This window comes from Streptomyces sp. NPDC020747, from assembly GCF_044334695.1.
Taxonomy (GTDB): Bacteria; Actinomycetota; Actinomycetes; order Streptomycetales; family Streptomycetaceae; genus Streptomyces.
On record NZ_JBIRTJ010000005.1, the window covers coordinates 13,020 to 34,179 of the forward strand.

Genomic DNA, 21,160 nt, shown 5'->3' on the forward strand with positions numbered 1-21,160 from the left:
ACCTGAATGGAGGTACGCCGCAGTAGAGGGTGACGCCATCCGTCCAGGCGAGATATGTTCGGTTGTGAGGGAATGGCGGACGCCGTCCTTCACATATCGGAATGCCGTGCCGTGGGTTTTCTGCAATCACCCGCGACAGTGGGTGGAGATCTTGCCCGCGGGGGAGGAGGAGGTGGAAGTCACCGAGTCCGAGGCTCCGGGACTTGCTGGAGCCTGGTGCAAAAGGGAGATGCTCCGCCGTCGATGCGGAGTGATCCGGGAACGGAGTTCTGCGTGGACATCGTCGTCAAGGGCCGCAAGACCGAGGTGCCCGAGCGGTTCCGCAAGCACGTGGCCGAGAAGCTGAAGCTGGAGAAGATCCAGAAGCTCGACGGCAAGGTGATCAGCCTCGACGTCGAGGTGTCCAAGGAGCTCAACCCTCGACAGGCCGACCGCTCGGACCGAGTGGAGATCACGCTTCACTCCCGCGGTCCGGTGATCCGGGCGGAGGCAGCGGCAAGCGATCCGTACGCGGCGCTGGACCTGGCGGCAGACAAGCTGGAAGCACGGCTGCGCAAGCAGCACGACAAGAGGTACACGCGCCGTGGCGCCCGCAGGATCTCGGCAGCCGAGGTCGCCGACCACGTCCCCGGAGCGGCGACGCTGAACGGGAACGGCAGTGTGGTCCACGAGGAAGAGCCCGAGGCGGTGCCGACCAAGAAGATCGGCTCGATCGAGGTGAAGGGTGACGGCCCCCTCGTCGTCCGCGAGAAGACCCACGTCGCGTCCCCGATGACGCTCGACCAGGCGCTCTACGAGATGGAGCTGGTCGGGCACGACTTCTATCTGTTCGTCGACTCCGAGACCAAGGAACCGAGTGTCGTCTACCGGCGGCACGCGTACGACTACGGCGTCATCCACCTCAGCACCGACCCGATGGTCGCCAAGGCGCAGCAGGCCCCGGCAGGCGGGGCGCTGGGCGGCTGACCTCGCCCGGTGAGCCCCCGGCCCTCGGCCGGGAGGATCTCCAGCGGTGCCCCTGGAGTGCCCGTGCGCCCCCAGGGGCACCGGTGTGCGACCCCTTCGTGCCCCGCTCTGTCGTCCCGTTGCCGCCCGGGCATGAAATCATGGCCCTACCGGCCCAACCGGTGGGCCGTTGCCTCGGGTTGGCGATGGCACAGGAAACACAGGCCACGGCCTTCAGGGGGAGGAACCATGGCGGACAGCTTCGGACCGATGCGTGACGAAGATGCCGACGACGGCGTCGTCGGCATGGGCCCGGACGCGGGGTCCCCACGAAAGGAACCCATCAGGGTCCTTGTCGTGGATGACCATGCCCTTTTCCGTCGCGGCCTGGAGATCGTGCTCGCCGCCGAGGAGGACATCCAGGTCGTCGGCGAGGCGGGTGACGGCGCGGAGGCGGTCGACAAGGCCGCCGATCTGCTGCCGGACATCGTGCTGATGGACGTACGGATGCCCAAGCGCGGCGGGATCGAGGCGTGCACCTCCATCAAGGAGGTCGCGCCCAGCGCGAAGATCATCATGCTGACGATCAGCGACGAGGAGGCGGACCTCTACGACGCGATCAAGGCGGGGGCCACCGGGTATCTCCTCAAGGAGATCTCCACGGACGAAGTGGCCACGGCAATTCGCGCCGTCGCGGACGGGCAGTCGCAGATCAGTCCGTCGATGGCGTCGAAGCTGCTCACCGAGTTCAAGTCGATGATCCAGCGTACGGACGAGCGGCGGCTGGTGCCGGCGCCTCGGCTCACCGAGCGTGAGCTGGAGGTTCTCAAGCTCGTGGCGACCGGGATGAACAACCGGGATATCGCCAAGGAGTTGTTCATCTCCGAGAACACCGTGAAGAACCATGTGCGGAACATTCTGGAGAAGCTGCAGTTGCACTCCAGGATGGAAGCCGTGGTGTATGCGATGCGGGAGAAGATCCTCGAGATTCGTTGAGGGCGGCGTGGGGTCGGGGGCCGGTTCGTAGCAGCGGGCCGACGGGGGCCTCTGTCTGTCCTAGCCCAGCGTTCGGGCCAGTTCCGTTGTCAGGGCTTCTCGCAGGGCCGGAGTGTTCGCTCGCTCCACCCGTACGTTCGTGCAGTCGACCCAGGTGGCCGCCTCCAGGAGGGCCTGGGCCACTGCCGGTACGGCCTTGGGGCTGTCGAGGGTGACCTGCTTGGCGACCAGCGTGGCTCCCTCGCGGGCCGGGTCGACGCGGCCGACCAGGTGGCCGCCGGCGAGGACCGGCATGGCGAAGTAGCCGTAGACCCGCTTCGGCTTGGGGACGTAGGCCTCCAGGCGGTGGGTGAAGCCGAAGATCCGCTCCGTGCGGGCCCGCTCCCAGACCAGGGAGTCGAACGGCGACAGGAGCGTGGTGCGGTGGCGGCCCCGCGGGGGCGTCTCCAGGGCCGCGGGATCCGCCCAGGCGGGCTTGGACCAGCCCTCCACCGTGACCGGGACCAGACCGGAGTCCGCGAGCACCGCGTCGACCTGCTCGCCCTTGAGGCGGTGGTAGTCGGCGATGTCCGCGCGCGTGCCCACGCCCAGGGACCGGCCCGCGAGCCGGACCAGACGGCGCAGGCACTCCGTGTCGTCCAGCTCGTCGTGGAGCAGGTCGCCCGGGATGGCGCGCTCCGCGAGGTCGTACACCCGCTTCCAGCCCCTGCGCTCCGTGCACACCACCTCGCCGTACATCAGAGCGCGCTCGACGGCGACCTTCGTGCCCGACCAGTCCCACCACTCGCTGGTCTTCTTCGCGCCGCCCAAGTCGGTGGCCGTGAGCGGGCCTTCGGCCTTCAGCTGCTTGATGACCTGGTCGTACGTGCCGTCCGGCAGGTCGTGGTTCCAGTGCGGGCGGGCGCGGTAGGCGCGGCGGCGGAACGCGAAGTGCGGCCACTCCTCGACGGGGAGGATGCAGGCGGCGTGCGACCAGTACTCGAAGGCGTGCGGGCGTGGCGGAGCCGTGCCGTCGGACGCGGGGGTCCAGTAGGCGTCGTCCACCGTCTTGCGGCCGACCGCGCCGAGGCGGGCGTACGGGATGAGTTCGTGGGAGCGGGCCAGGACGGAGATCGTGTCGAGCTGGACCGCGCCCAGGTGCCGCAGTACGCCTCGGACGCCGCCCCTGCGGTCGGGGGCACCCAGGAAACCCTGGGCGCGCAGGGCGATTCGGCGGGCCTCGTCGGCGGAGAGTTCGGCGGTGGGGCGCGGCAGACTCGTCATGGTCAGCACGATATGCGGTGCCACTGACAGTGGGCCCTGAGCTGCGAAAACTGCTGGGGGAACCGCCGTGGGAGACAGCCGGGGGCGGGCGGGCGCCGGGAGTTCAGCCCTGTCGGGGAGCGGGCAGGTAGGGCGCTGTCGACGGCAGGCCCAGGTCCGACGGGAGCAGGGAGCCGACCCAGCAGTCGCGGCGTACGCCCTTGTTGTTGATGCCGGAACGAAGGGTGCCTTCCATGGTGAAGCCGGCGCGTTCGGCGACCGCGCGGGAGCCCGTGTTGCCCACCTCGGCCCGCCACTCGACGCGGTCGATCGCCAGCTGGGTGAAGGCCCAGCGGGAGGCGGTGAGGGCGGCCTCGGTGATGTAGCCCTTGCCCCGGTGTTCCTTCGTCGCCCAGAAGCCGATCTCGCCGACTCCGAGGGAGCGCATCGTGATGGCGAGCATGCCGGCGAGTTCACCGCCGACGGGCAGGAAGACACCGAAGGTGAACATCGAGCAGTCCACCCATCCGTCGGGCACCATCTGCTCGGTGAAGGCCGTGGCGTGCTCGGGCAGATAGGGCGACGGGATCGTGGTCCAGCGCTGGATCTCGGGATCCTGGACGGCGTCGTACACGGCGTCGGTGTCGTGCGGTCCCACCGTGCGCAGCAGGAGCCGTTCGGAGGTCAGTGTGACGGGGTCCATCGGCCGATTCTGCTCGGGCTTCGGTGCGGAAGCCATGACTTTAGCTCTGCGTGCGTCGACGGTTACCTTTCGTAGCGCTTGCGCGGCACCTTCCGCATCCTCCGCCCGTTGTCCTAATGGCTGTCACATGCAGACCTCCCGGCGCGGTGGGGTCCTCGCTTACGATGGCCGTTGCTCAAGCTGTGATTTGAAACTGTCATCGAAACCGACCGTCCCAGGCCCGACCGGCAAGGAGACAAACCCCCGTGTCCGTCCTCTCGAAGATCATGCGTGCAGGCGAAGGAAAGATCCTGCGCAAGCTGCACCGCATCGCGGACCAGGTCAACTCCATCGAAGAGGACTTCGTTGACCTCTCCGACGCCGAGCTGCGAGCCCTGACCGATGAGTACAAGCAGCGGTACGCCGACGGCGAAAGCCTCGACGACCTGCTGCCCGAGGCGTTCGCGACCGTCCGCGAGGCCGCCAAGCGCGCCCTCGGCCAGCGCCCCTACGACGTGCAGATCATGGGCGGCGCGGCGCTCCACCTCGGCTATGTCGCCGAGATGAAGACCGGTGAGGGCAAGACCCTGGTCGGCACGCTGCCCACGTATCTGAACGCCCTCTCCGGAGACGGCGTTCACCTCATCACGGTCAACGACTACCTGGCCGAGCGCGACTCCGAGATGATGGGCCGTGTCCACAAGTTCCTTGGCCTGAGCGTCGGCTGCATCCTGGCCAACATGACGCCGGCCCAGCGCCGCGAGCAGTACGCGTGCGACATCACGTACGGCACGAACAACGAGTTCGGCTTCGACTACCTGCGCGACAACATGGCGTGGTCGCAGGACGAACTGGTGCAGCGCGGCCACAACTTCGCGGTGGTCGACGAGGTCGACTCGATCCTCGTCGACGAGGCCCGTACGCCGCTGATCATCTCCGGCCCCGCCGACCAGGCCACCAAGTGGTACGGCGACTTCGCGAAGCTCGTCACACGCCTGAAGAAGGGCGAGGCGGGCAACACCCTCAAGGGCATCGAGGAGACCGGCGACTACGAGGTCGACGAGAAGAAGCGCACCGTCGCCATCCACGAGCCCGGCGTCGCCAAGGTCGAGGACTGGCTGGGTATCGACAACCTCTACGAGTCGGTGAACACGCCTCTGGTGGGCTACCTGAACAACGCCATCAAGGCCAAGGAGCTCTTCAAGAAGGACAAGGACTACGTCGTCATCGACGGCGAAGTCATGATCGTCGACGAGCACACCGGCCGTATCCTCGCCGGCCGCCGCTACAACGAGGGCATGCACCAGGCGATCGAGGCGAAGGAAGGGGTGGACATCAAGGACGAGAACCAGACGCTCGCCACGATCACCCTGCAGAACTTCTTCCGCCTCTACAAGCGCCACGACCGCAACGGCAAGGAAGTCCCCGGTCTCTCCGGCATGACCGGTACGGCGATGACCGAGGCCGCCGAGTTCCACCAGATCTACAAGCTCGGCGTCGTCCCGATCCCGACCAACCGGCCGATGGTCCGCAGGGACATGTCCGACCTGATCTACCGCACCGAGGTGGCGAAGTTCGAGGCCGTCGTCGACGACATCGCCGAGAAGCACGAGAAGGGCCAGCCGATCCTCGTCGGTACGACGTCGGTCGAGAAGTCCGAGTACCTCTCGCAGCAGCTCTCCAAGCGAGGCATCCAGCACGAGGTGCTGAACGCGAAGCAGCACGACCGCGAGGCTCCGATCATCGCCCAGGCCGGCCGCAAGGGTGCCGTCACCGTCGCCACGAACATGGCCGGCCGCGGTACGGACATCAAGCTCGGCGGCAACCCCGACGACCTCGCCGAGGCCGAGCTGCGCCAGCGCGGCCTCGACCCCGAGGAGCACATCGAGGAGTGGGCCGCCGCGCTGCCCGCCGCCCTGGAGCGGGCCGAGAAGGCCGTGCAGGCCGAGTTCGAAGAGGTCAAGGACCTCGGCGGGCTCTATGTGCTGGGTACCGAGCGGCACGAGTCCCGCCGTATCGACAACCAGCTGCGCGGTCGCTCCGGCCGTCAGGGCGACCCGGGCGAGTCCCGCTTCTACCTCTCGCTGGGCGACGACCTGATGCGCCTCTTCAAGGCCCAGATGGTCGAGCGCGTCATGTCGATGGCGAACGTCCCGGACGACGTGCCGATCGAGAACAAGATGGTCACCCGCGCCATCGCCTCCGCCCAGTCGCAGGTCGAGACGCAGAACTTCGAGACCCGGAAGAACGTCCTCAAGTACGACGAGGTCCTCAACCGGCAGCGCGAGGTCATCTACGGCGAGCGTCGCCGCGTCCTGGAGGGCGAGGACCTTCAGGAGCAGATCCAGCACTTCATGAACGACACGATCGACGCGTACATCGACGCGGAGACCGCGGAGGGCTTCGCCGAGGAATGGGACGTGGACCGGCTGTGGGGCGCCTTCAAGCAGCTCTACCCGGTGAAGGTCACCGTCGACGAGCTGGAGGAGGCGGCCGGTGACCGTGCCGGTCTGACCGCCGAATTCATCTCCGAGTCCATCAAGGACGACATCTACGAGCAGTACGCGTCCCGTGAGGAGCAGCTCGGCTCCGAGATCATGCGTGAGCTGGAGCGCCGGGTCGTGCTGTCGGTCCTGGACCGCAAGTGGCGCGAGCACCTCTACGAGATGGACTACCTCCAGGAGGGCATCGGCCTGCGCGCGATGGCCCAGAAGGACCCGCTGGTCGAGTACCAGCGTGAGGGCTTCGACATGTTCACCGCCATGATGGACGGCATCAAGGAGGAGTCCGTCGGCTATCTGTTCAACCTGGAGGTCCAGGTCGAGCAGCAGGTCGAGGAGGTGCTGGTCGAGGACGCGAAGCCGTCGCTCTCCAAGGAGGGCGCCGCCGCGGGTGCCTCCCGTCCGGAGATCCGCGCCAAGGGCCTCGACGCCCCGCAGCGGCCGGACCGGCTGCACTTCTCCGCGCCCACCGTGGACGGGGAGGGCGGCGTCGTCGAGGGCGACTTCGCCAACGACGACGAGCCGGTGCGATCGGAGTCCGACGGGCTCACGCGCGCGGAGCGGCGTAAGCAGCAGAAGGGTGGCCGTCGCCGCAAGAAGTGACGGTTCGCTCTGCGGGGCGGGTGGTTCGCTTCGCGGGGTGGGCAGTTGAAGGGCCGGGTGCCTATTGGTGCCCGGCTCTTCGCGTTGGCCCGGGGTCCGGGCCCGGGCCCAGGCCTCCGGGCCCCGGCCCGGCCTTGGGCGGCGCCGGGGGCGGGTGATGCTGGCCGCAGGCCGGTGAGGGCTTGGTGCGCAGTTCCCCGCGCCCCTGGAGGTGCGCGGCGCGCGGGTCAGTCCTCGTTCGTGTGTGGCATGCGGGCGCCGCCCAGTTCCACCGCCGTGCAGCGCCAGCGGAGGTCGGAGCCCTGTTCCAGGCGGAATGCCATGGCGCGGAGCTGGTCGCCCGCGCCGATGCGGGCGAAGGCCTCGACGGCGCCCGGGCGGGGCACGTAGTAGCCGATGTCGCGGACCACGGGGCGGGTGCCGCGGGCGCGGAGCGGGCCGCGTTCGGCGAGCCAGGCCAGTTCGTCGTACGCGCGGCCCGCGGTGTGCCGGAGCATGCAGTGGACAGGGCGCTGACCACTGAGAACGGCCACGAGACGGTCGGCGAACAGGTCGGTGGGGCGAGGCTGCCGGGGTGCGCCCGGAAGGCTCTCAGCGGGGGCTGTGGCGGTCGTCCGGGGTGGGGCTCCGGACGGGACCGGCGAGGTGGTCGTAGCGGTCGAGGTGGTGGGCGGGCGGCCGTCGCGCGGGACCGTGTGCGGGGCAGCCGTACGGGGTGCGCTCGTGTGCCGGGCCGGGGCGAGTGCGGTACTGCCCGGTGCCGTGGCCGAGGCAGTGTCGGCCCGCCGTGTGCGAGGTGCGCCGCCGCCCGGTGTCGTACGCGTTGAGCCGCTGCCCGGGCGGCGGGTGTCGTGGCGTACGGGCGGGCGGGTGCCCGGGGCGCCCGTGGTGCGCTTCGTCCTGGTCATCACCTTGTTCACGGCGGGATCCCCATTCCGTCGGACCGGCTGGATACCAGTCGGTAACTTTCCGTTGGGGATCTTGTACGAGGCCGGAGCGGGTGGCTGCAAGGACCCTGGGCGCGCGCCGGGGGTGCCGGAAGGTTCACCTATCAGGGTGACGGGGCAGGATGGGAGGCTTGGCGCGGCTGGGGTGTACCGGGTGATGTGCGAGGCCGGTGGTGGACGTCTCCGGAGGGGTGGCCGGGACTCGAAAGGGGACGCCCGCACGTATCCTGAAGGCCCTCCCGGGAGGCGCGGAGCCGCCCCCTCGGAGTCCTCCGACGGTGAAACCCGACGGCGAAACCCGACAGCGAAACCCGACGGCGAGATCCGACCACGCGATCCGATTGCGGGATCCGACTACGAAAGCGGCCAGCCATGCGCGTCTACGTCCCCCTGACCCTCTCCGGTCTCGCCGAGGCGTACAAGACGGGTGAGCTGGGGCCGGGGCCCTTCGTCGCGTACGCCGTCACGCCCGCGCTGCGGGAGTGGTACCTGTCCGACGACATCGAGGAACTGGAGTACGCGGCGCTGAACCGGGCCGCGATCGCCTCCCTGCGGCTGGTCGCGCTCGACCCCGGAGCCCCGCGGCGGCGGGTCGTCGTCGCCGTGGACGTGCCGGACGGGGCCGCGGTCGCCGACCCCGACCGGGGGCTCGACCCCTCGGCGCTCGGCGAGGTGCGGGTCGGCGGAGCCGTGGCGCTGGCCAAGGCCGCGGCCGTGCACCTGGACTCGGACGAGGCCGAGGCGGACGTGACGGCTGCCGTGGACGTGCTGGGCGCGGCCGACCGGGGTGACGACGACGCGCAGTTCGTCGTGGACGGGGCCGAGGACCACGAGCTGCTGTGGTTCGCCACGCAGGAGATTCCGAACCTGGTGGGGCTGGGCGACTGACGGACCTGTCCGTCCGACGGGCCCGGCCGACCGGTCGCGGCTTTCGGGGGCGCGCACTGGAGCGCGCCGGACGTGTTGTCAGTGTGGCCGGGTATTTTTTTGGTATGGGGATGCACGGAGCAGCACACATCGTCTGGGACTGGAACGGAACCCTGTTCCACGACAACGCGGCGATCATCGGCGCGACGAACGCGGCGTTCGCCGAGCTGGGGATGGAACCGATCACGCTTGAGAGGTACCGGGAGGTCTACTGCGTACCGGTGCCGAAGTTCTACGAGCGGCTGCTGGGGCGGCTGCCCACGGACGAGGAGTGGGAGGTCATGGATCTGACCTTCCACCGGTACTACCTGGAGCACCGGGTGGGCTGCGGGCTCACCGACGGGGTGCCCGGTCTGCTCGCCGAGTGGACGTCGGCCGGTCGCAGTCAGTCGATCCTGAGCATGTACGGGCACGACGAGCTCGTCCCGTTGGTGCGGGGGTTCGGGATCGAGCCCCATTTCATACGGGTCGACGGGCGGACCGGGCCGTCCGGAGGCAGCAAGGCCGAGCACATGGTCCGGCACGTGGGGGCGCTGGCGGGCGTGGAACCCGCTCGTACGGTGGTGATCGGGGACGCGGCGGACGACGCGGTCGCGGCGCTGCACGTGGGGGCGCGGGCCGTGCTCTACACCGGCGGGTCGCACAGCCGGGCCAGCCTTGAGGGGGTCGGGGTGCCCGTGGTGGACAGCCTGGAGGAGGCCGTCGCGGAGGCGGAGCGGTTGGCGGCCTAGCGGCCGGTTTCTCGGGCCCCTGGGGTGGATGGGGGCCGGGGTGGCTCATCCACGTACCCCCGGCGGAGCGAACTGTGCAATGTGTCAAAAAGGGGGCCCCTCTTTTGTACACATACGGCTCATGACGGGGGGCCCGTGGAGAGCGATAGCCTTGTGCCGTGATCAGCGCGATACGTCGCGGGGGCCTTGTCGCCCCTGCCCTGCGCCCGGAACGCACGGACGACATCCGTGACCGGGCGGTCGCTGGTCTCTCCGAGCGGGGAAGCGCAGAAAACGCCGCATACGCGGCAGGCGCGGGTGCACCGAGAGCAGCGTCACAGCCTCCGGAGCCGCCAAGAATGGCCGATAACGCCCCGCTCATCTCTCATCGCGGCATAGCGTCGAACGAGACCGGACACCCCGCGTCGCGGCGCTACGTCACTTCACGTTCTACGACGTCACGCAACGGCGCGCGACAGGAGCCAGAGGACAATGCAGACCAAGCTGGACGAAGCCAAGGCCGAGCTGCTCGAACGGGCCGCCCGGGTAGCTGAGAACAGCCCTGTCGGGGGGAATCTTCACCTGCCGACCGGGAAGACGGGCGCGAGCGCTCCCGACCAGGACACCCTGCTCGCGTTCCTCCAGCGCTACTACCTGCACACCGCCCCCGAAGACCTCACCGACCGAGACCCGGACGACGTCTTCGGAGCCGCCTTCTCGCACTATCGGCTGGCCGAGAACCGACCTCAGGGCACGGCCAACGTAAGAGTCCACACGCCGACGGTCGAGGAGATCGGCTGGACCTGCAGCCACTCCGTCGTCGAGGTCGTCACGGACGACATGCCCTTCCTCGTCGACTCCGTGACCAACGAGCTGTCCCGGCAGGGGCGCGGGATCCATGTCGTCATCCACCCGCAGGTCATCGTGCGGCGCGATCTCACCGGCAAGCTCATCGAGGTCCTGAAGGCCCGGCCCGCCGGCGAGCAGGCCCACGACACCTTCGTCGAGTCCTGGATCCACGTCGAGATCGACCGCGAGACCGACCGCGCCGATCTGAAGCAGATCACCGCCGACCTGGTCCGCGTCCTGTCCGACGCCCGTGAGGCCGTCGAGGACTGGGAGAAGATGCGCGACTCCGCGCTGCGCATCGCCGACGAGCTGCCCACCGAGCCGACCGCCGACGACCTGCGCGACCAGGAGGTGGAGGAGGCCCGTGAGCTGCTGCGCTGGCTCGCGGACGACCACTTCACCTTCCTCGGCTACCGGGAGTACGAGCTGCGCGAGGACGACTCGCTCGCCGCCGTTCCCGGCACCGGACTCGGCATCCTGCGCTCCGATCCGCACCACGCGACCGACGAGAGCCACCCGGTCAGCCCGTCCTTCGAGCGGCTGCCCGCCGACGCCCGCGCCAAGGCCCGCGAGCACAAGCTGCTGGTCCTCACCAAGGCCAACAGCCGCGCCACCGTGCACCGGCCCTCCTACCTCGACTACGTCGGCGTGAAGAAGTTCGACGAGGACGGCAACGTCGTCGGCGAGCGCCGTTTTCTGGGCCTCTTCTCCTCCGCCGCGTACACCGAGTCCGTACGCCGTGTCCCCGTCGTCCGGCGCAAGGTCGCCGAGGTCCTCAAGGGCGCGGGCTTCCTGCCCAACAGCCACGACGGGCGCGACCTCCTCCAGATCCTGGAGACGTACCCGCGCGACGAGCTCTTCCAGACCCCGCCCGACGAGCTGCGGTCGATCGTCACCTCCGTCCTGTACCTCCAGGAGCGGCGGCGGCTGCGGCTCTACCTGCGGCAGGACGAGTACGGGCGCTACTACTCGGCGCTCGTCTACCTCCCGCGCGACCGCTACACCACCGGCGTACGCCTGCGGATCATCGACATCCTGAAGGAGGAGCTCGGCGGCACCAGCGTCGACTTCACCGCCTGGAACACCGAGTCGATCCTCTCCCGGCTGCACTTCGTGGTCCGGGTCCCGCAGGGCACCGAGCTGCCGCAGCTGAGCGACGTCGACAAGGACCGCATCGAGGCGCGGCTCGTCGAGGCCGCCCGCTCCTGGGCCGACGGTTTCGCCGAGGCGCTGAACGCGGAGTGCGGCGAGGAGCGCGCCGCCGAACTGCTGCGCCGGTACGGCAACGCCATCCCCGAGGGCTACAAGGCCGACCACAACCCGCGCACCGCGGTCGCCGACCTGGTCCACCTGGAGCAGCTCGGCAACGGCAAGAACTTCGCACTCAGCCTGTACGAGCCGGTGGGGGCCGCCCCCGGCGAGCGCCGTTTCAAGATCTACCGCACCGGGGAGTCGGTCTCCCTCTCCGCCGTCCTGCCGGTCCTCACCCGGCTCGGCGTCGAGGTCACCGACGAGCGCCCGTACGAGCTGCGCTGCTCGGACCGCGCGTCCGCGTGGATCTACGACTTCGGCCTGCGCCTGCCCAAGACGGGCAGCGGCAACGGCGACCACCTCGGCGACGACGGCCGCGAGCGGTTCCAGGAGGCCTTCTCGGCGACCTGGACCGGACAGGCCGAGAACGACGGCTTCAACTCCCTCGTCCTGAGCGCCGGGCTGAACTGGCGGCAGGCGATGGTGCTGCGCGCGTACGCGAAGTACCTGCGGCAGGCCGGTTCGACGTTCAGCCAGGACTACATGGAGGACACCCTCCGCAGCAACGTCCACACCACCCGGCTGCTCGTCTCCCTCTTCGAGGCGCGGATGTCGCCGGACCGCCAGCGCGCCGGCCTCGAACTGACCGACGCCCTCCTGGAGGAGCTGGACGCCGCCCTCGACCAGGTCGCCAGCCTGGACGAGGACCGGATCCTGCGCTCCTTCCTCACGGTCATCAAGGCGACCCTGCGCACGAACTTCTTCCAGGAGGCGGGCGGCGGCGAGCCGCACACGTACGTCTCCATGAAGTTCGACCCGCAGGCCATCCCGGACCTGCCGGCACCGCGTCCGGCGTACGAGATCTGGGTGTACTCGCCGCGCGTCGAGGGCGTCCATCTCAGGTTCGGCAAGGTCGCGCGAGGCGGTCTGCGCTGGTCCGACCGGCGTGAGGACTTCCGGACCGAGATCCTCGGGCTGGTCAAGGCGCAGATGGTCAAGAACACCGTCATCGTGCCCGTCGGCGCCAAGGGCGGCTTCGTCGCCAAGCAGCTGCCCGACCCGGCCGTGGACCGCGACGCCTGGCTGGCCGAGGGCATCCGCAGCTACAAGACCTTCATCTCGGCGCTGCTCGACATCACCGACAACATGGTGGCCGGCGAGGTCGTACCGCCCGCCGACGTCGTACGGCACGACGAGGACGACACGTACCTCGTCGTCGCCGCGGACAAGGGCACGGCGACGTTCTCCGACATCGCCAACGGTGTCGCGGAGAGCTACAACTTCTGGCTCGGGGACGCCTTCGCCTCCGGCGGCTCGGCCGGCTACGACCACAAGAAGATGGGCATCACCGCCCGCGGAGCCTGGGAGTCCGTCAAGCGGCACTTCCGGGAGCTGGCCGTCAACACGCAGACCGAGGACTTCACGGTCGTCGGCGTGGGTGACATGTCCGGTGACGTGTTCGGCAACGGCATGCTGCTCAGCGAGCACATCCGGCTGGTCGCCGCCTTCGACCACCGGCACATCTTCATCGACCCGAACCCGGACGCGGCGACCTCGTACGCCGAGCGCCGTCGCCTCTTCGAGCTGCCACGCTCCTCCTGGGAGGAGTACGACAAGACGCTGCTGTCGCAGGGCGGCGGCATCTACCCCCGTACGGCCAAGGCCATCCAGCTCAACAGCCACATCCGCGAGGCCCTCGGCATCGAGGGCAACATCGTCAAGATGACCCCCGCCGACCTGATGCGGGCGATCCTCAAGGCGCAGGTGGACCTGCTGTGGAACGGCGGCATCGGTACGTACGTGAAGGCGTCGACCGAGTCGCACGCGGACGTCGGCGACAAGGCCAACGACGCGATCCGCGTGGACGGCGCCGACCTGAGGGTCAAGGTCGTCGGCGAGGGCGGCAACCTCGGCCTCACCCAGCTGGGCCGCATCGAGTTCGCGCAGGCCGGCGGCAAGGTCAACACGGACGCCATCGACAACAGCGCGGGCGTGGACACCTCCGACCACGAGGTGAACATCAAGATCCTGCTCAACACGGTCGTCGCGGACGGCGACATGACCGTCAAGCAGCGCAACAAGCTGCTCGCCCAGATGACCGACGAGGTCGGCGGCCTCGTCCTGCGCAACAACTACGCGCAGAACACGGCCCTGGCCAACGCGCTCGCCCAGTCCAAGGACATGCTCCACGCCCAGCAGCGCTTCATGCGCCACCTGGTCCGCGAGGGCCATCTGGACCGGGCGCTGGAGTTCCTGCCGACCGACCGGCAGATCCGGGAGCGGCTCGGCACCGGGCAGGGCCTGACCTCGCCGGAGACGGCCGTCCTCCTCGCGTACACGAAGATCACGGTCTCCGACGAGCTGCTGCACACCTCGCTGCCCGACGATCTGTATCTGCGGGGGCTGCTGCACGCGTACTTCCCGACCGCGCTGCGCGAGCAGTTCATCGAGCAGATCGACAACCACCCGCTGTCCCGCGAGATCGTCACGACGGTGCTGGTCAACGACACCGTCAACACCGGTGGTACGAGCTTCCTGCACCGGCTCCGCGAGGAGACCGGGGCCTCCCTGGAGGAGATCGTCCGGGCACAGACCGCGGCCCGTGCGATCTTCAACTCCAGCGAGGTGTGGGACGCCGTCGAGGCGCTCGACAACACGGTCGACGCGGGTGTCCAGACCCGGATCCGACTCCACTCGCGGCGGCTCGTCGAGCGGGGGACGCGGTGGCTGCTCAACAACCGGCCGCAGCCGTTGCAGCTCGCCGAGACGATCGACTTCTTCCGGGAGGGCGTCACGCGGGTCTGGGCCGAGCTGCCCAAGCTGCTGCGGGGTGCGGATCTGGAGTGGTACCAGCAGATCTACGACGAGCTGTCCGAGGGCGGGGTGCCCGACGAGCTCGCCCAGCGGGTGGCCGGGTTCTCGTCCGCCTTCCCGTCGCTCGACATCGTGGCGGTGGGGGACCGGATGGGCAAGGACCCGATGGACGTCGCGGAGGTCTACTACGACCTCGCCGACCGGCTGCGGATCACGCAGCTCATGGATCGCATCATCGAGCTGCCTCGTGCGGACCGGTGGCAGTCCATGGCCCGGGCGTCCATCCGTGAGGACCTGTACGCGGCGCATGCCGCGCTGACCGCCGATGTTCTCGCCGTCGGGAACGGGGGGTCCACGCCTGAGCAGCGGTACAAGGCGTGGGAGGAGAAGAACGTGGCGATTCTCGCTCGGGCGCGGACGACTCTGGAGGAGATCCAGGGGTCCGAGGCGTTCGATCTCGCGAATCTGTCGGTGGCGATGAGGACGATGAGGACGATGCTGCGCACGCGGTCGTAGTTCCTCGGGACCGGAGAGGGGCGCCCTGCGGGTTGGGGGCGCCCTTTCTTTTTCGCCCCCGCCGCCCCTACCCATTCCCGTCCCTTCTGGGGGCTGCGCCCCCAGACCCCCGCCATCGGCCTGAACGGCCTCGTCCTCAAACGCCGGACGGGCTGGTGGGTAGGGGCGGCGGGGGCGAAAAGGTCCCCGGAGCAACCCGTGCCTCTCGATCAACATCTACCTAAGTGGCCCCCAAGCGGCCTACACCCCGTACAGGGTCCAGCAAGGGACACTTAGGATAAATAGGATGAACGAGGAATCGCTTCCCGCACAGGGCGTCGTACCGGGAGTCGTACCGGCTGGCGTACCGGACGTGTCCGTCGTCGTGATCGTCTACAACGACGAGACGCGGCTGCCCACAGCCGTGCGCTCCGTGCTGGAGCAGACCCTGCGGAACGTCGAGGTCGTGATCGTGGACGACCGGAGTACGGACGGGTCGTACGACGTGGCACGGAGGCTGGCCGCCGAGCACCCCGGCAGGGTCCGGGCCTTCCAGCTCGAACAGAACAGCGGAGGATGCGGGGCTCCCCGCAATCACGGCATCGCCCAGGCGCGCGGCACGTACGTCCTCTTCCTCGACAGTGACGACGTACTGGAGCGCGACGCCTGCCGGAACATGCTGGAGGCGGCCGAGACGACCGGCGCCGACCTGGTCTCCGGGATGTGCGTGCGGGTGCACGTGGACTCGCGCAACGGCAAGGAGGTCAAGTGGTACCCCTGGCTGTACGCCCGCACCCGCACCCTGGAGTCGATCTCCGAGCTGCCCGACCTGCTGGTCTTCGACACCCTCTCGACGAACAAGTGCTATCGGCGGGACTTTCTTGCCGAGCAGGGGCTCGCCTTTCCTGTCGGGATCCACTACGAGGATCTGCTCTTCTCCGCCCAGGCCTACGCCGCCGCGCGCCGGATCACCCTCATCCCCAACCGCGTCTACGACTGGAACGTCGTCGACAAGGCCACGGCCAAGTCGATCAGCAACCGGCGTGCCGAGATCGCCAACTTCGCGCACCGGATGGAGATCCATCGGCGGGTCGACCAACTCCTCGCCGACAAGGGCCTGCTGGAGCTGAAGTTCCACAAGGACGTCAAGTTCCTCAAGCACGACCTGGTGCTGCATCTGCGTGACCTGCCGTTCCGGGACGCCTCCTACCGGGAGGAGTTCGCCGAGATCGCCCGCGACTACCTGGAGTCCATCGACCGCGCCGCCTTCGACGAGGTGGAGCCCATCCACGCCATCTGCGCCTATCTGCTGCAGAAGAGCGACTGGGACAACCTCCTGCCGGCCGTGGACACCCTCACCAACCGCGACAAGATCTCCGCGCCGATGGTGGAACGCGACGGCCGCATCTACTGGTGTGCCGAACACCTCGACGACCCTCTCGACGGCGACTTCGCCCGGCACGTCCTCGACGTCACCGAACTCGGCTATCACGTCAGGCCCGTCGAGAAGATGTTCCTGCGCAACGTCCTGACCGGGTACGAGGAGGCGGGCGGTACCGTCCGGCTGGCCGGGCACATCACCAATCCCCTCGGTGTCGTTCCGCCCGGCGCCCGGCTCACCGGCGAGCTGGAGTTCGCCGCCCGCCGCAAGGGCGTACGGTTCCAGGTCTTCCGCTTCCCGGTCGCCACCCTGCGGCACGAGGGCGCGGCCATCGGCTGGGAGGCGTCGGCGGACCTCGCGCGCGGGCTGCGGCCGCTGGGCATCGTGGACGCGGTGTGGGACGTACGGCTGCATCTCGACGTCGACGGCGCCCGCACCACCACCCGCCTCACCGCCTCCGAACCCGGGCTGGCCGACGGGCAGTTGCCCGTCCGGCCCCGGCTCACCCGGCTGGTCGCCGACCACGTCGCGCCCGAGATCTCCTCGCGCGGCCATCTCTCCTTCCGGATCATGACCCGCGAGAAGGTGGACGCGCTCGTCGAGCGGGGTGTGCGGGGCGTGCCCGGCCGGTTCGCCAAGTCCGGGTACCGCAAGGCGAAGGAGGTACGCAGGAAGCTGACCTCCGGCGACACCAAGATCCGCCTGTACCACGAGGTGTTCAGCCGGCTGCCCGTGAAGAAGGGGCTCGTTGTTTTCGAGAGCCATCTGGGCCGGCAGTTCAGCGACAGCCCCAAGGCGATCTACGAGGAGATGCGGCGCCAGGGGCTGGAGTTCGAGGCCGTGTGGTCGTACACCGGCAGCAGTCCGACCGGGTTTCCGGCCGACGCCACTCTCGTACGCCGCTGGTCGCTGCCCTATCTGAAGGCGCTGGCGCAGGCCGAGTTCTGGGTCGACAACCAGAGCTATCCGCTCAAGCTCACCAAGCGGCCCGAGACGACCTACATCCAGACCTGGCACGGCTCGGCACTCAAGCGGATGGGCTTCGACGAGCCCGAGTGGAAGCTCAGATCCCGGCCCGAGCAGGCCGAACAGCAGCGCACCCTCGACCGGTTCGACCGGTTCCTGATCCGCTCCGAGCACGACGTACGCACCCTCGCCCGGGCGTTCCGCCTGAAGGAGAGGACGCTGCTGCGGGTGGGCTATCCCCGCAACGACGACCTGGTGCGGGCCAGGAGAAGGGAAGAGGAAGTGGGCAAGCGCGAACGCGGGGCGCTCGCCGCCGAGTTGGGGATTCCCGACGACAGGGCCGTACTGCTGTACGCGCCCACCTTCCGTCAACACGGGGGCAGGCAGCGGCGGTTCGAGCTGCCCTTCGACGTGGAGCGGTTCGCCGACACGTTCGGTGACCGGTACGTCCTGCTCGTGCGCTCGCACTACCTCAACCACGTCGTGCTCCCGCCGTCCGTGCGCGGGCGCGTCATCGACGTATCGGCACACCACGACGTGACCCCGCTGCTCGCGCTCGCCGACGGGCTGATCACCGACTACTCGTCCGTGATGTTCGACTACGCGCTCCTCGGCCGGCCGATGTTCTTCTTCGCCTACGACTACGAGGAGTACGTGCACGAGGGCCGCGGCACCTACTTCGACCTGCTGGAGCGGGCGCCGGGACCGGTCGTGCGCACCGAGGAGGAGCTGCACACCGCCCTCGCCTCCCTGGACGAGCAGGCCGTGAAGTACGCGGAGGCGCGGGAGGGGTTCGTGGCGGAATTCGGCGAGTACGACAAGGGGACCGCCGCCCAGAGCATCGTCGACCAGTTCTTCGCGCAGTGGAGGCGTGGATGACCCTCGTGAGCACCTATCCGCAGCGGGACGTCTTCTTCGTCTCCAACAGTGTCGACGAGCTGGGCGGAGTGACCAGTTGGTCGCACCAGATGGCCCGGCTCCTCACCGGGCGCGGGCATCGCGTCCATGTCGTCGGCATCACCCCGTCAGAGGTCGTGCAGGAACTCGGCGAAGTGCCCTACCCGATGACGACGTTGTACGCCGGACAGCCGCCGCGTCCCGGCAGGGCGCGTGACGCGAGCATGCGCGAGCAGGCCGTCAAGCTCACCGCGCTGTTCCGGGCGGCGCGGCCCGGCGCTGTCGTCATCGTCACGCAGGTGTGGGCCATGGAGTGGGTGGCGCAGGCCGACACCCGCGGGCTGACCGTGATCGGCATGAGCCATGAGTCCTTCGTGTACTCGAAGGCGTCCTCGCGCTTCCAGCGGGTGCTCAAGCACTACAAGGACGTCGACCGCATGCTGGCGCTGACCCGCGAGGACGCCGACCTGTGGATAGGACAGGGCCTGAACAACGCCTCGTTCATGCCGAACCCGCTGCCGTTCATGCCCGAGGTGCCCTCGCCGCGCGTCGAGAAGGCGGTCATCAGCATCGGCCGGCTGCACGACCAGAAGGGCATAGACATGCTCCTCGACACCTGGGCGGAGGTCGCGCCGAACCATCCCGACTGGCGGCTGCGCATCTACGGCTCGGGCGAGGACGAGGAGATCCTCAAGAAGCAGTGCACGGCTCTGGGACTCGACAACTCCGTGGACTGGATGGGGCGTACGAGCGATGTGCCGGGCGCCCTGCGCGGCGGCTCCGTCTTCGTCCAGTCCTCCCGCGGCGAGGGTTTCCCGCTCGCCCTCATGGAGGCCATGGCGACCGCCGTGCCCTGCGCCGCCTTCGACTGCGCCCCCGGCGTCCACGAGATCGTCCACGACGGCGAGGACGGCCTGCTCGCCGCCCTGGGTAACACCGGTGAACTGGCCCGCCGCCTCGGCACGTTGATGTCCGACAAGGAACTGCGGGACAGGATGGGCGAGGCGGCGAGGATCAGTATCCAGCGCTACACGACGGACGAGATAGTGAGGAAGTGGGAGGACCTGTTCGCGTTCCTGGAGCGCTGACAGCGCCTGCCGCCTGCAGCCTCCTCAGGGGTTCCTACCTCTTGCCCCCGCCCGCGGTGAACTTCTCGTACTCCTGCAGAACGTCCTCCGTGGCCCCGTCCATGAGGAGTTCGCCGCGTTCGAGCCACAGCACCCGGTCGCAGGTGTCCCGGATCGACTTGTTGTTGTGGCTCACCAGGAACACCGTGCCGGCGTGCTTCCGCAGTTCCCGGATCCGGTCCTCGGACCGCTTCTGGAAGGAGCGGTCTCCGGTGGCCAGGGCCTCGTCGATCATCAGCACGTCATGGTCCTTGGCCGCGGCGATGGAGAAACGAAGCCGCGCGGCCATTCCGGACGAGTACGTCCGCATGGGCAGCGTGATGAAGTCGCCCTTCTCGTTGATGCCGGAGAACTCGACGATCTCCTGATACCGCTCGCGCACCTGCTCCCGGGACATTCCCATGGCGAGGCCGCCGAGATACACGTTGCGCTCGCCGGTCAGGTCGTTCATCAGGGCGGCGTTCACACCGAGCAGCGAGGGCTGCCCGTCCGTGTAGATCCGCCCGTGCTCGACCGGAAGCAGCCCGGCGACGGCCTTGAGCAGCGTGGACTTTCCGGATCCGTTCGTGCCGATGAGCCCGATCGCCTCTCCCCGGTACGCGGTGAAGGAGACCGCCTTCACGGCGTGCACCTTCCGCACGCCCGAGGCCTGTTCGGTCTTCTTCCGGCGCAGCATGCGGTTGAGGGCCGCGGTGGCGCTGCCGCGGCCGGCCCCCGTGCCGTTGACGCGGTAGACGATGTCGACGCGGTCGGCGACGACGGTGGGGACGAGGTCCGCCCCGGCAGCGGGGACGGAGGCGTCGGTCGCGACGGTGGGGACACGGTCCGCGACGAGGGTGGGGGCGGGTGCGTTCTCGGGATCAGCCACGGCCGTACGTCTCCTCAGCCTTCCAGAAGTAGATGAAGCCGCCGACGCCGGCGAGCAGCGCCCAGCCGACCGCGAGCGGCCACACGTGGTGGGGCAGCTGGCTCGCGTGGAAGGTGTCGATGAGCGCGAACCGCATGAGGTCGATGTAGACAGCGGCCGGGTTGCACTCCAGCGCGACCAGCACGAAGTGCGGCATGTCCTGGTGGGCGGTGAGCACCCGGTCGATGCTCCACATGACACCGGACACGTACATCCAGGTGCGCAGCACGAACGGCATCAGCTGCGCGATGTCCGGCGTCCTCGCACCCATCCGGGCCATGATCATCGCCACGCCCGCGTTGAACACGAACTGCAGTGCCAGGGCGGGAACGACCAGGAGCCAGGACATACGGACGGGCACACCGACGCAGAGCAGGATCACGAACAGCGCGGCCATCGAGAACAGCAGTTGCTGGAGCTGTTGCAGCGCGTACGACACCGGGAGCGCGGCCCGTGGGAAGTGCAGGGCGCGCACCAGGCCGAGGCTGCCGGAGATCGCCCGGGTGCCCGCCATGATCGAGCTCTGGGTGAACGTCCACACGAAGACGCCGGTGACCAGGAACGGGATGTAGTCCGGGACGCCGCGGCTCGTGCCCATGAGCTCGCCGAAGATGAAGTAGTAGACCGCCGCGTTCAGCAGGGGCGTGGCCACCTGCCAGACCTGGCCGAGCTTCGCCTGGCTGTACTGGGCGGTGAGCTTGGCCGTGGCGAACGCCGTGATGAAGTGCCGGCGTGCCCACAACTGGCGGACGTACGCGGGCAGTGAGGGGCGGGCGCCGCTGACCGTGAGGCCGTAACGGGCGGCGAGTGCCGCGGCGTCGTCGGGCAGGGCGGCCGATACCGGCACCGGGTCGGGCGCCGGGGGCGGTGAGTGGAGGACCTGACTCACATCCGCTGCTTTCGCTCGGAGCGCGTGGCTC

The 21,160-nt window shown here is 68.9% G+C and carries 13 protein-coding genes; 8 read left to right on the forward strand and 5 right to left on the reverse strand.

Features of this window, described 5'->3' with window-relative positions; all coding sequences use genetic code 11:
* Nucleotides 1-273: 273 nt before the first annotated feature.
* On the forward strand, nt 274-966 hold the full coding sequence (hpf, locus tag ACH4YP_RS15285; RefSeq protein WP_373466239.1) for a ribosome hibernation-promoting factor, HPF/YfiA family: 693 nt from the start codon (nt 274-276) through the stop codon (nt 964-966).
* Nucleotides 967-1,194: 228 nt separating this feature from the next.
* Complete coding sequence (locus tag ACH4YP_RS15290; RefSeq protein WP_055617175.1) at nt 1,195-1,941, forward strand: response regulator transcription factor; 747 nt, start codon at nt 1,195-1,197, stop codon at nt 1,939-1,941.
* A gap of 60 nt (nt 1,942-2,001) precedes the next feature.
* Here the strand turns inward: ACH4YP_RS15290 and ACH4YP_RS15295 are convergent, their stop codons facing one another.
* Nucleotides 2,002-3,204 carry a winged helix-turn-helix domain-containing protein gene (locus tag ACH4YP_RS15295; protein WP_398490841.1) on the reverse strand — a complete coding sequence of 401 codons (1,203 nt, stop codon included), beginning with the start codon at nt 3,202-3,204 and terminating at the stop codon, nt 2,002-2,004.
* 103 nt (nt 3,205-3,307) lie between these two features.
* Nucleotides 3,308-3,886 carry a GNAT family N-acetyltransferase gene (locus ACH4YP_RS15300; RefSeq protein WP_361064796.1) on the reverse strand — a complete coding sequence of 193 codons (579 nt, stop codon included), beginning with the start codon at nt 3,884-3,886 and terminating at the stop codon, nt 3,308-3,310.
* 245 nt (nt 3,887-4,131) lie between these two features.
* Between ACH4YP_RS15300 and secA the strand changes: the two genes are divergently transcribed.
* Nucleotides 4,132-6,969: a preprotein translocase subunit SecA gene (gene secA, locus ACH4YP_RS15305; protein ID WP_398490842.1), complete on the forward strand. Its 2,838-nt coding sequence runs from the start codon at nt 4,132-4,134 to the stop codon at nt 6,967-6,969.
* Nucleotides 6,970-7,196: 227 nt separating this feature from the next.
* On the opposite strand, the gene ACH4YP_RS15310 is transcribed toward secA, so the two are convergent.
* Complete coding sequence (locus tag ACH4YP_RS15310) at nt 7,197-7,889, reverse strand: Rv3235 family protein (protein WP_398490843.1); 693 nt, start codon at nt 7,887-7,889, stop codon at nt 7,197-7,199.
* Nucleotides 7,890-8,288: 399 nt separating this feature from the next.
* Between ACH4YP_RS15310 and ACH4YP_RS15315 the strand changes: the two genes are divergently transcribed.
* The 5 genes from ACH4YP_RS15315 to ACH4YP_RS15335 all read left to right on the forward strand — a co-directional run bounded on the left by ACH4YP_RS15315 (nt 8,289) and on the right by ACH4YP_RS15335 (nt 19,294).
* The gene (locus ACH4YP_RS15315; protein WP_398490844.1) at nt 8,289-8,804 is read left to right on the forward strand and encodes a DUF6912 family protein; all 516 of its coding nucleotides are present in this window, start codon (nt 8,289-8,291) and stop codon (nt 8,802-8,804) included.
* Nucleotides 8,805-8,908: 104 nt separating this feature from the next.
* Complete coding sequence (locus ACH4YP_RS15320; RefSeq protein WP_361064808.1) at nt 8,909-9,574, forward strand: HAD hydrolase-like protein; 666 nt, start codon at nt 8,909-8,911, stop codon at nt 9,572-9,574.
* 471 nt (nt 9,575-10,045) lie between these two features.
* Nucleotides 10,046-14,983, forward strand: a complete 4,938-nt coding sequence (locus tag ACH4YP_RS15325) for an NAD-glutamate dehydrogenase (protein ID WP_398490845.1) — start codon at nt 10,046-10,048, stop codon at nt 14,981-14,983.
* A gap of 286 nt (nt 14,984-15,269) precedes the next feature.
* A complete protein-coding gene (locus tag ACH4YP_RS15330; RefSeq protein ID WP_398490846.1) occupies nt 15,270-18,188 on the forward strand; it encodes a CDP-glycerol glycerophosphotransferase family protein in 2,919 nt (972 codons plus the stop codon).
* The gene (locus ACH4YP_RS15335) at nt 18,185-19,294 is read left to right on the forward strand and encodes a glycosyltransferase (RefSeq protein WP_398490847.1); all 1,110 of its coding nucleotides are present in this window, start codon (nt 18,185-18,187) and stop codon (nt 19,292-19,294) included. Before ACH4YP_RS15330 ends, ACH4YP_RS15335 begins: the two co-directional genes overlap by 4 nt.
* 34 nt (nt 19,295-19,328) lie before the next feature.
* On the opposite strand, the gene ACH4YP_RS15340 is transcribed toward ACH4YP_RS15335, so the two are convergent.
* Nucleotides 19,329-20,072, reverse strand: a complete 744-nt coding sequence (locus tag ACH4YP_RS15340) for an ABC transporter ATP-binding protein (RefSeq protein WP_361064838.1) — start codon at nt 20,070-20,072, stop codon at nt 19,329-19,331.
* Nucleotides 20,073-20,193: 121 nt separating this feature from the next.
* Nucleotides 20,194-21,129, reverse strand: coding sequence for an ABC transporter permease (locus ACH4YP_RS15345; protein WP_398490848.1), 936 nt, complete (start codon nt 21,127-21,129; stop codon nt 20,194-20,196).
* Nucleotides 21,130-21,160: the final 31 nt, after the last annotated feature.

Coding starts and splice junctions, on each gene's coding strand:
- ACH4YP_RS15330 (WP_398490846.1), top strand. CDS start 15,270: ATGAACGAGGAATCGCTTCCCGCACAGGGCGTCGTACCGGGAGTCGTA.
- ACH4YP_RS15290 (WP_055617175.1), top strand. CDS start 1,195: ATGGCGGACAGCTTCGGACCGATGCGTGACGAAGATGCCGACGACGGC.
- ACH4YP_RS15320 (WP_361064808.1), top strand. CDS start 8,909: ATGGGGATGCACGGAGCAGCACACATCGTCTGGGACTGGAACGGAACC.
- ACH4YP_RS15295 (WP_398490841.1), bottom strand. CDS start 3,204: ATGACGAGTCTGCCGCGCCCCACCGCCGAACTCTCCGCCGACGAGGCC.
- ACH4YP_RS15300 (WP_361064796.1), bottom strand. CDS start 3,886: ATGGACCCCGTCACACTGACCTCCGAACGGCTCCTGCTGCGCACGGTG.
- ACH4YP_RS15315 (WP_398490844.1), top strand. CDS start 8,289: ATGCGCGTCTACGTCCCCCTGACCCTCTCCGGTCTCGCCGAGGCGTAC.
- ACH4YP_RS15325 (WP_398490845.1), top strand. CDS start 10,046: ATGCAGACCAAGCTGGACGAAGCCAAGGCCGAGCTGCTCGAACGGGCC.
- ACH4YP_RS15335 (WP_398490847.1), top strand. CDS start 18,185: ATGACCCTCGTGAGCACCTATCCGCAGCGGGACGTCTTCTTCGTCTCC.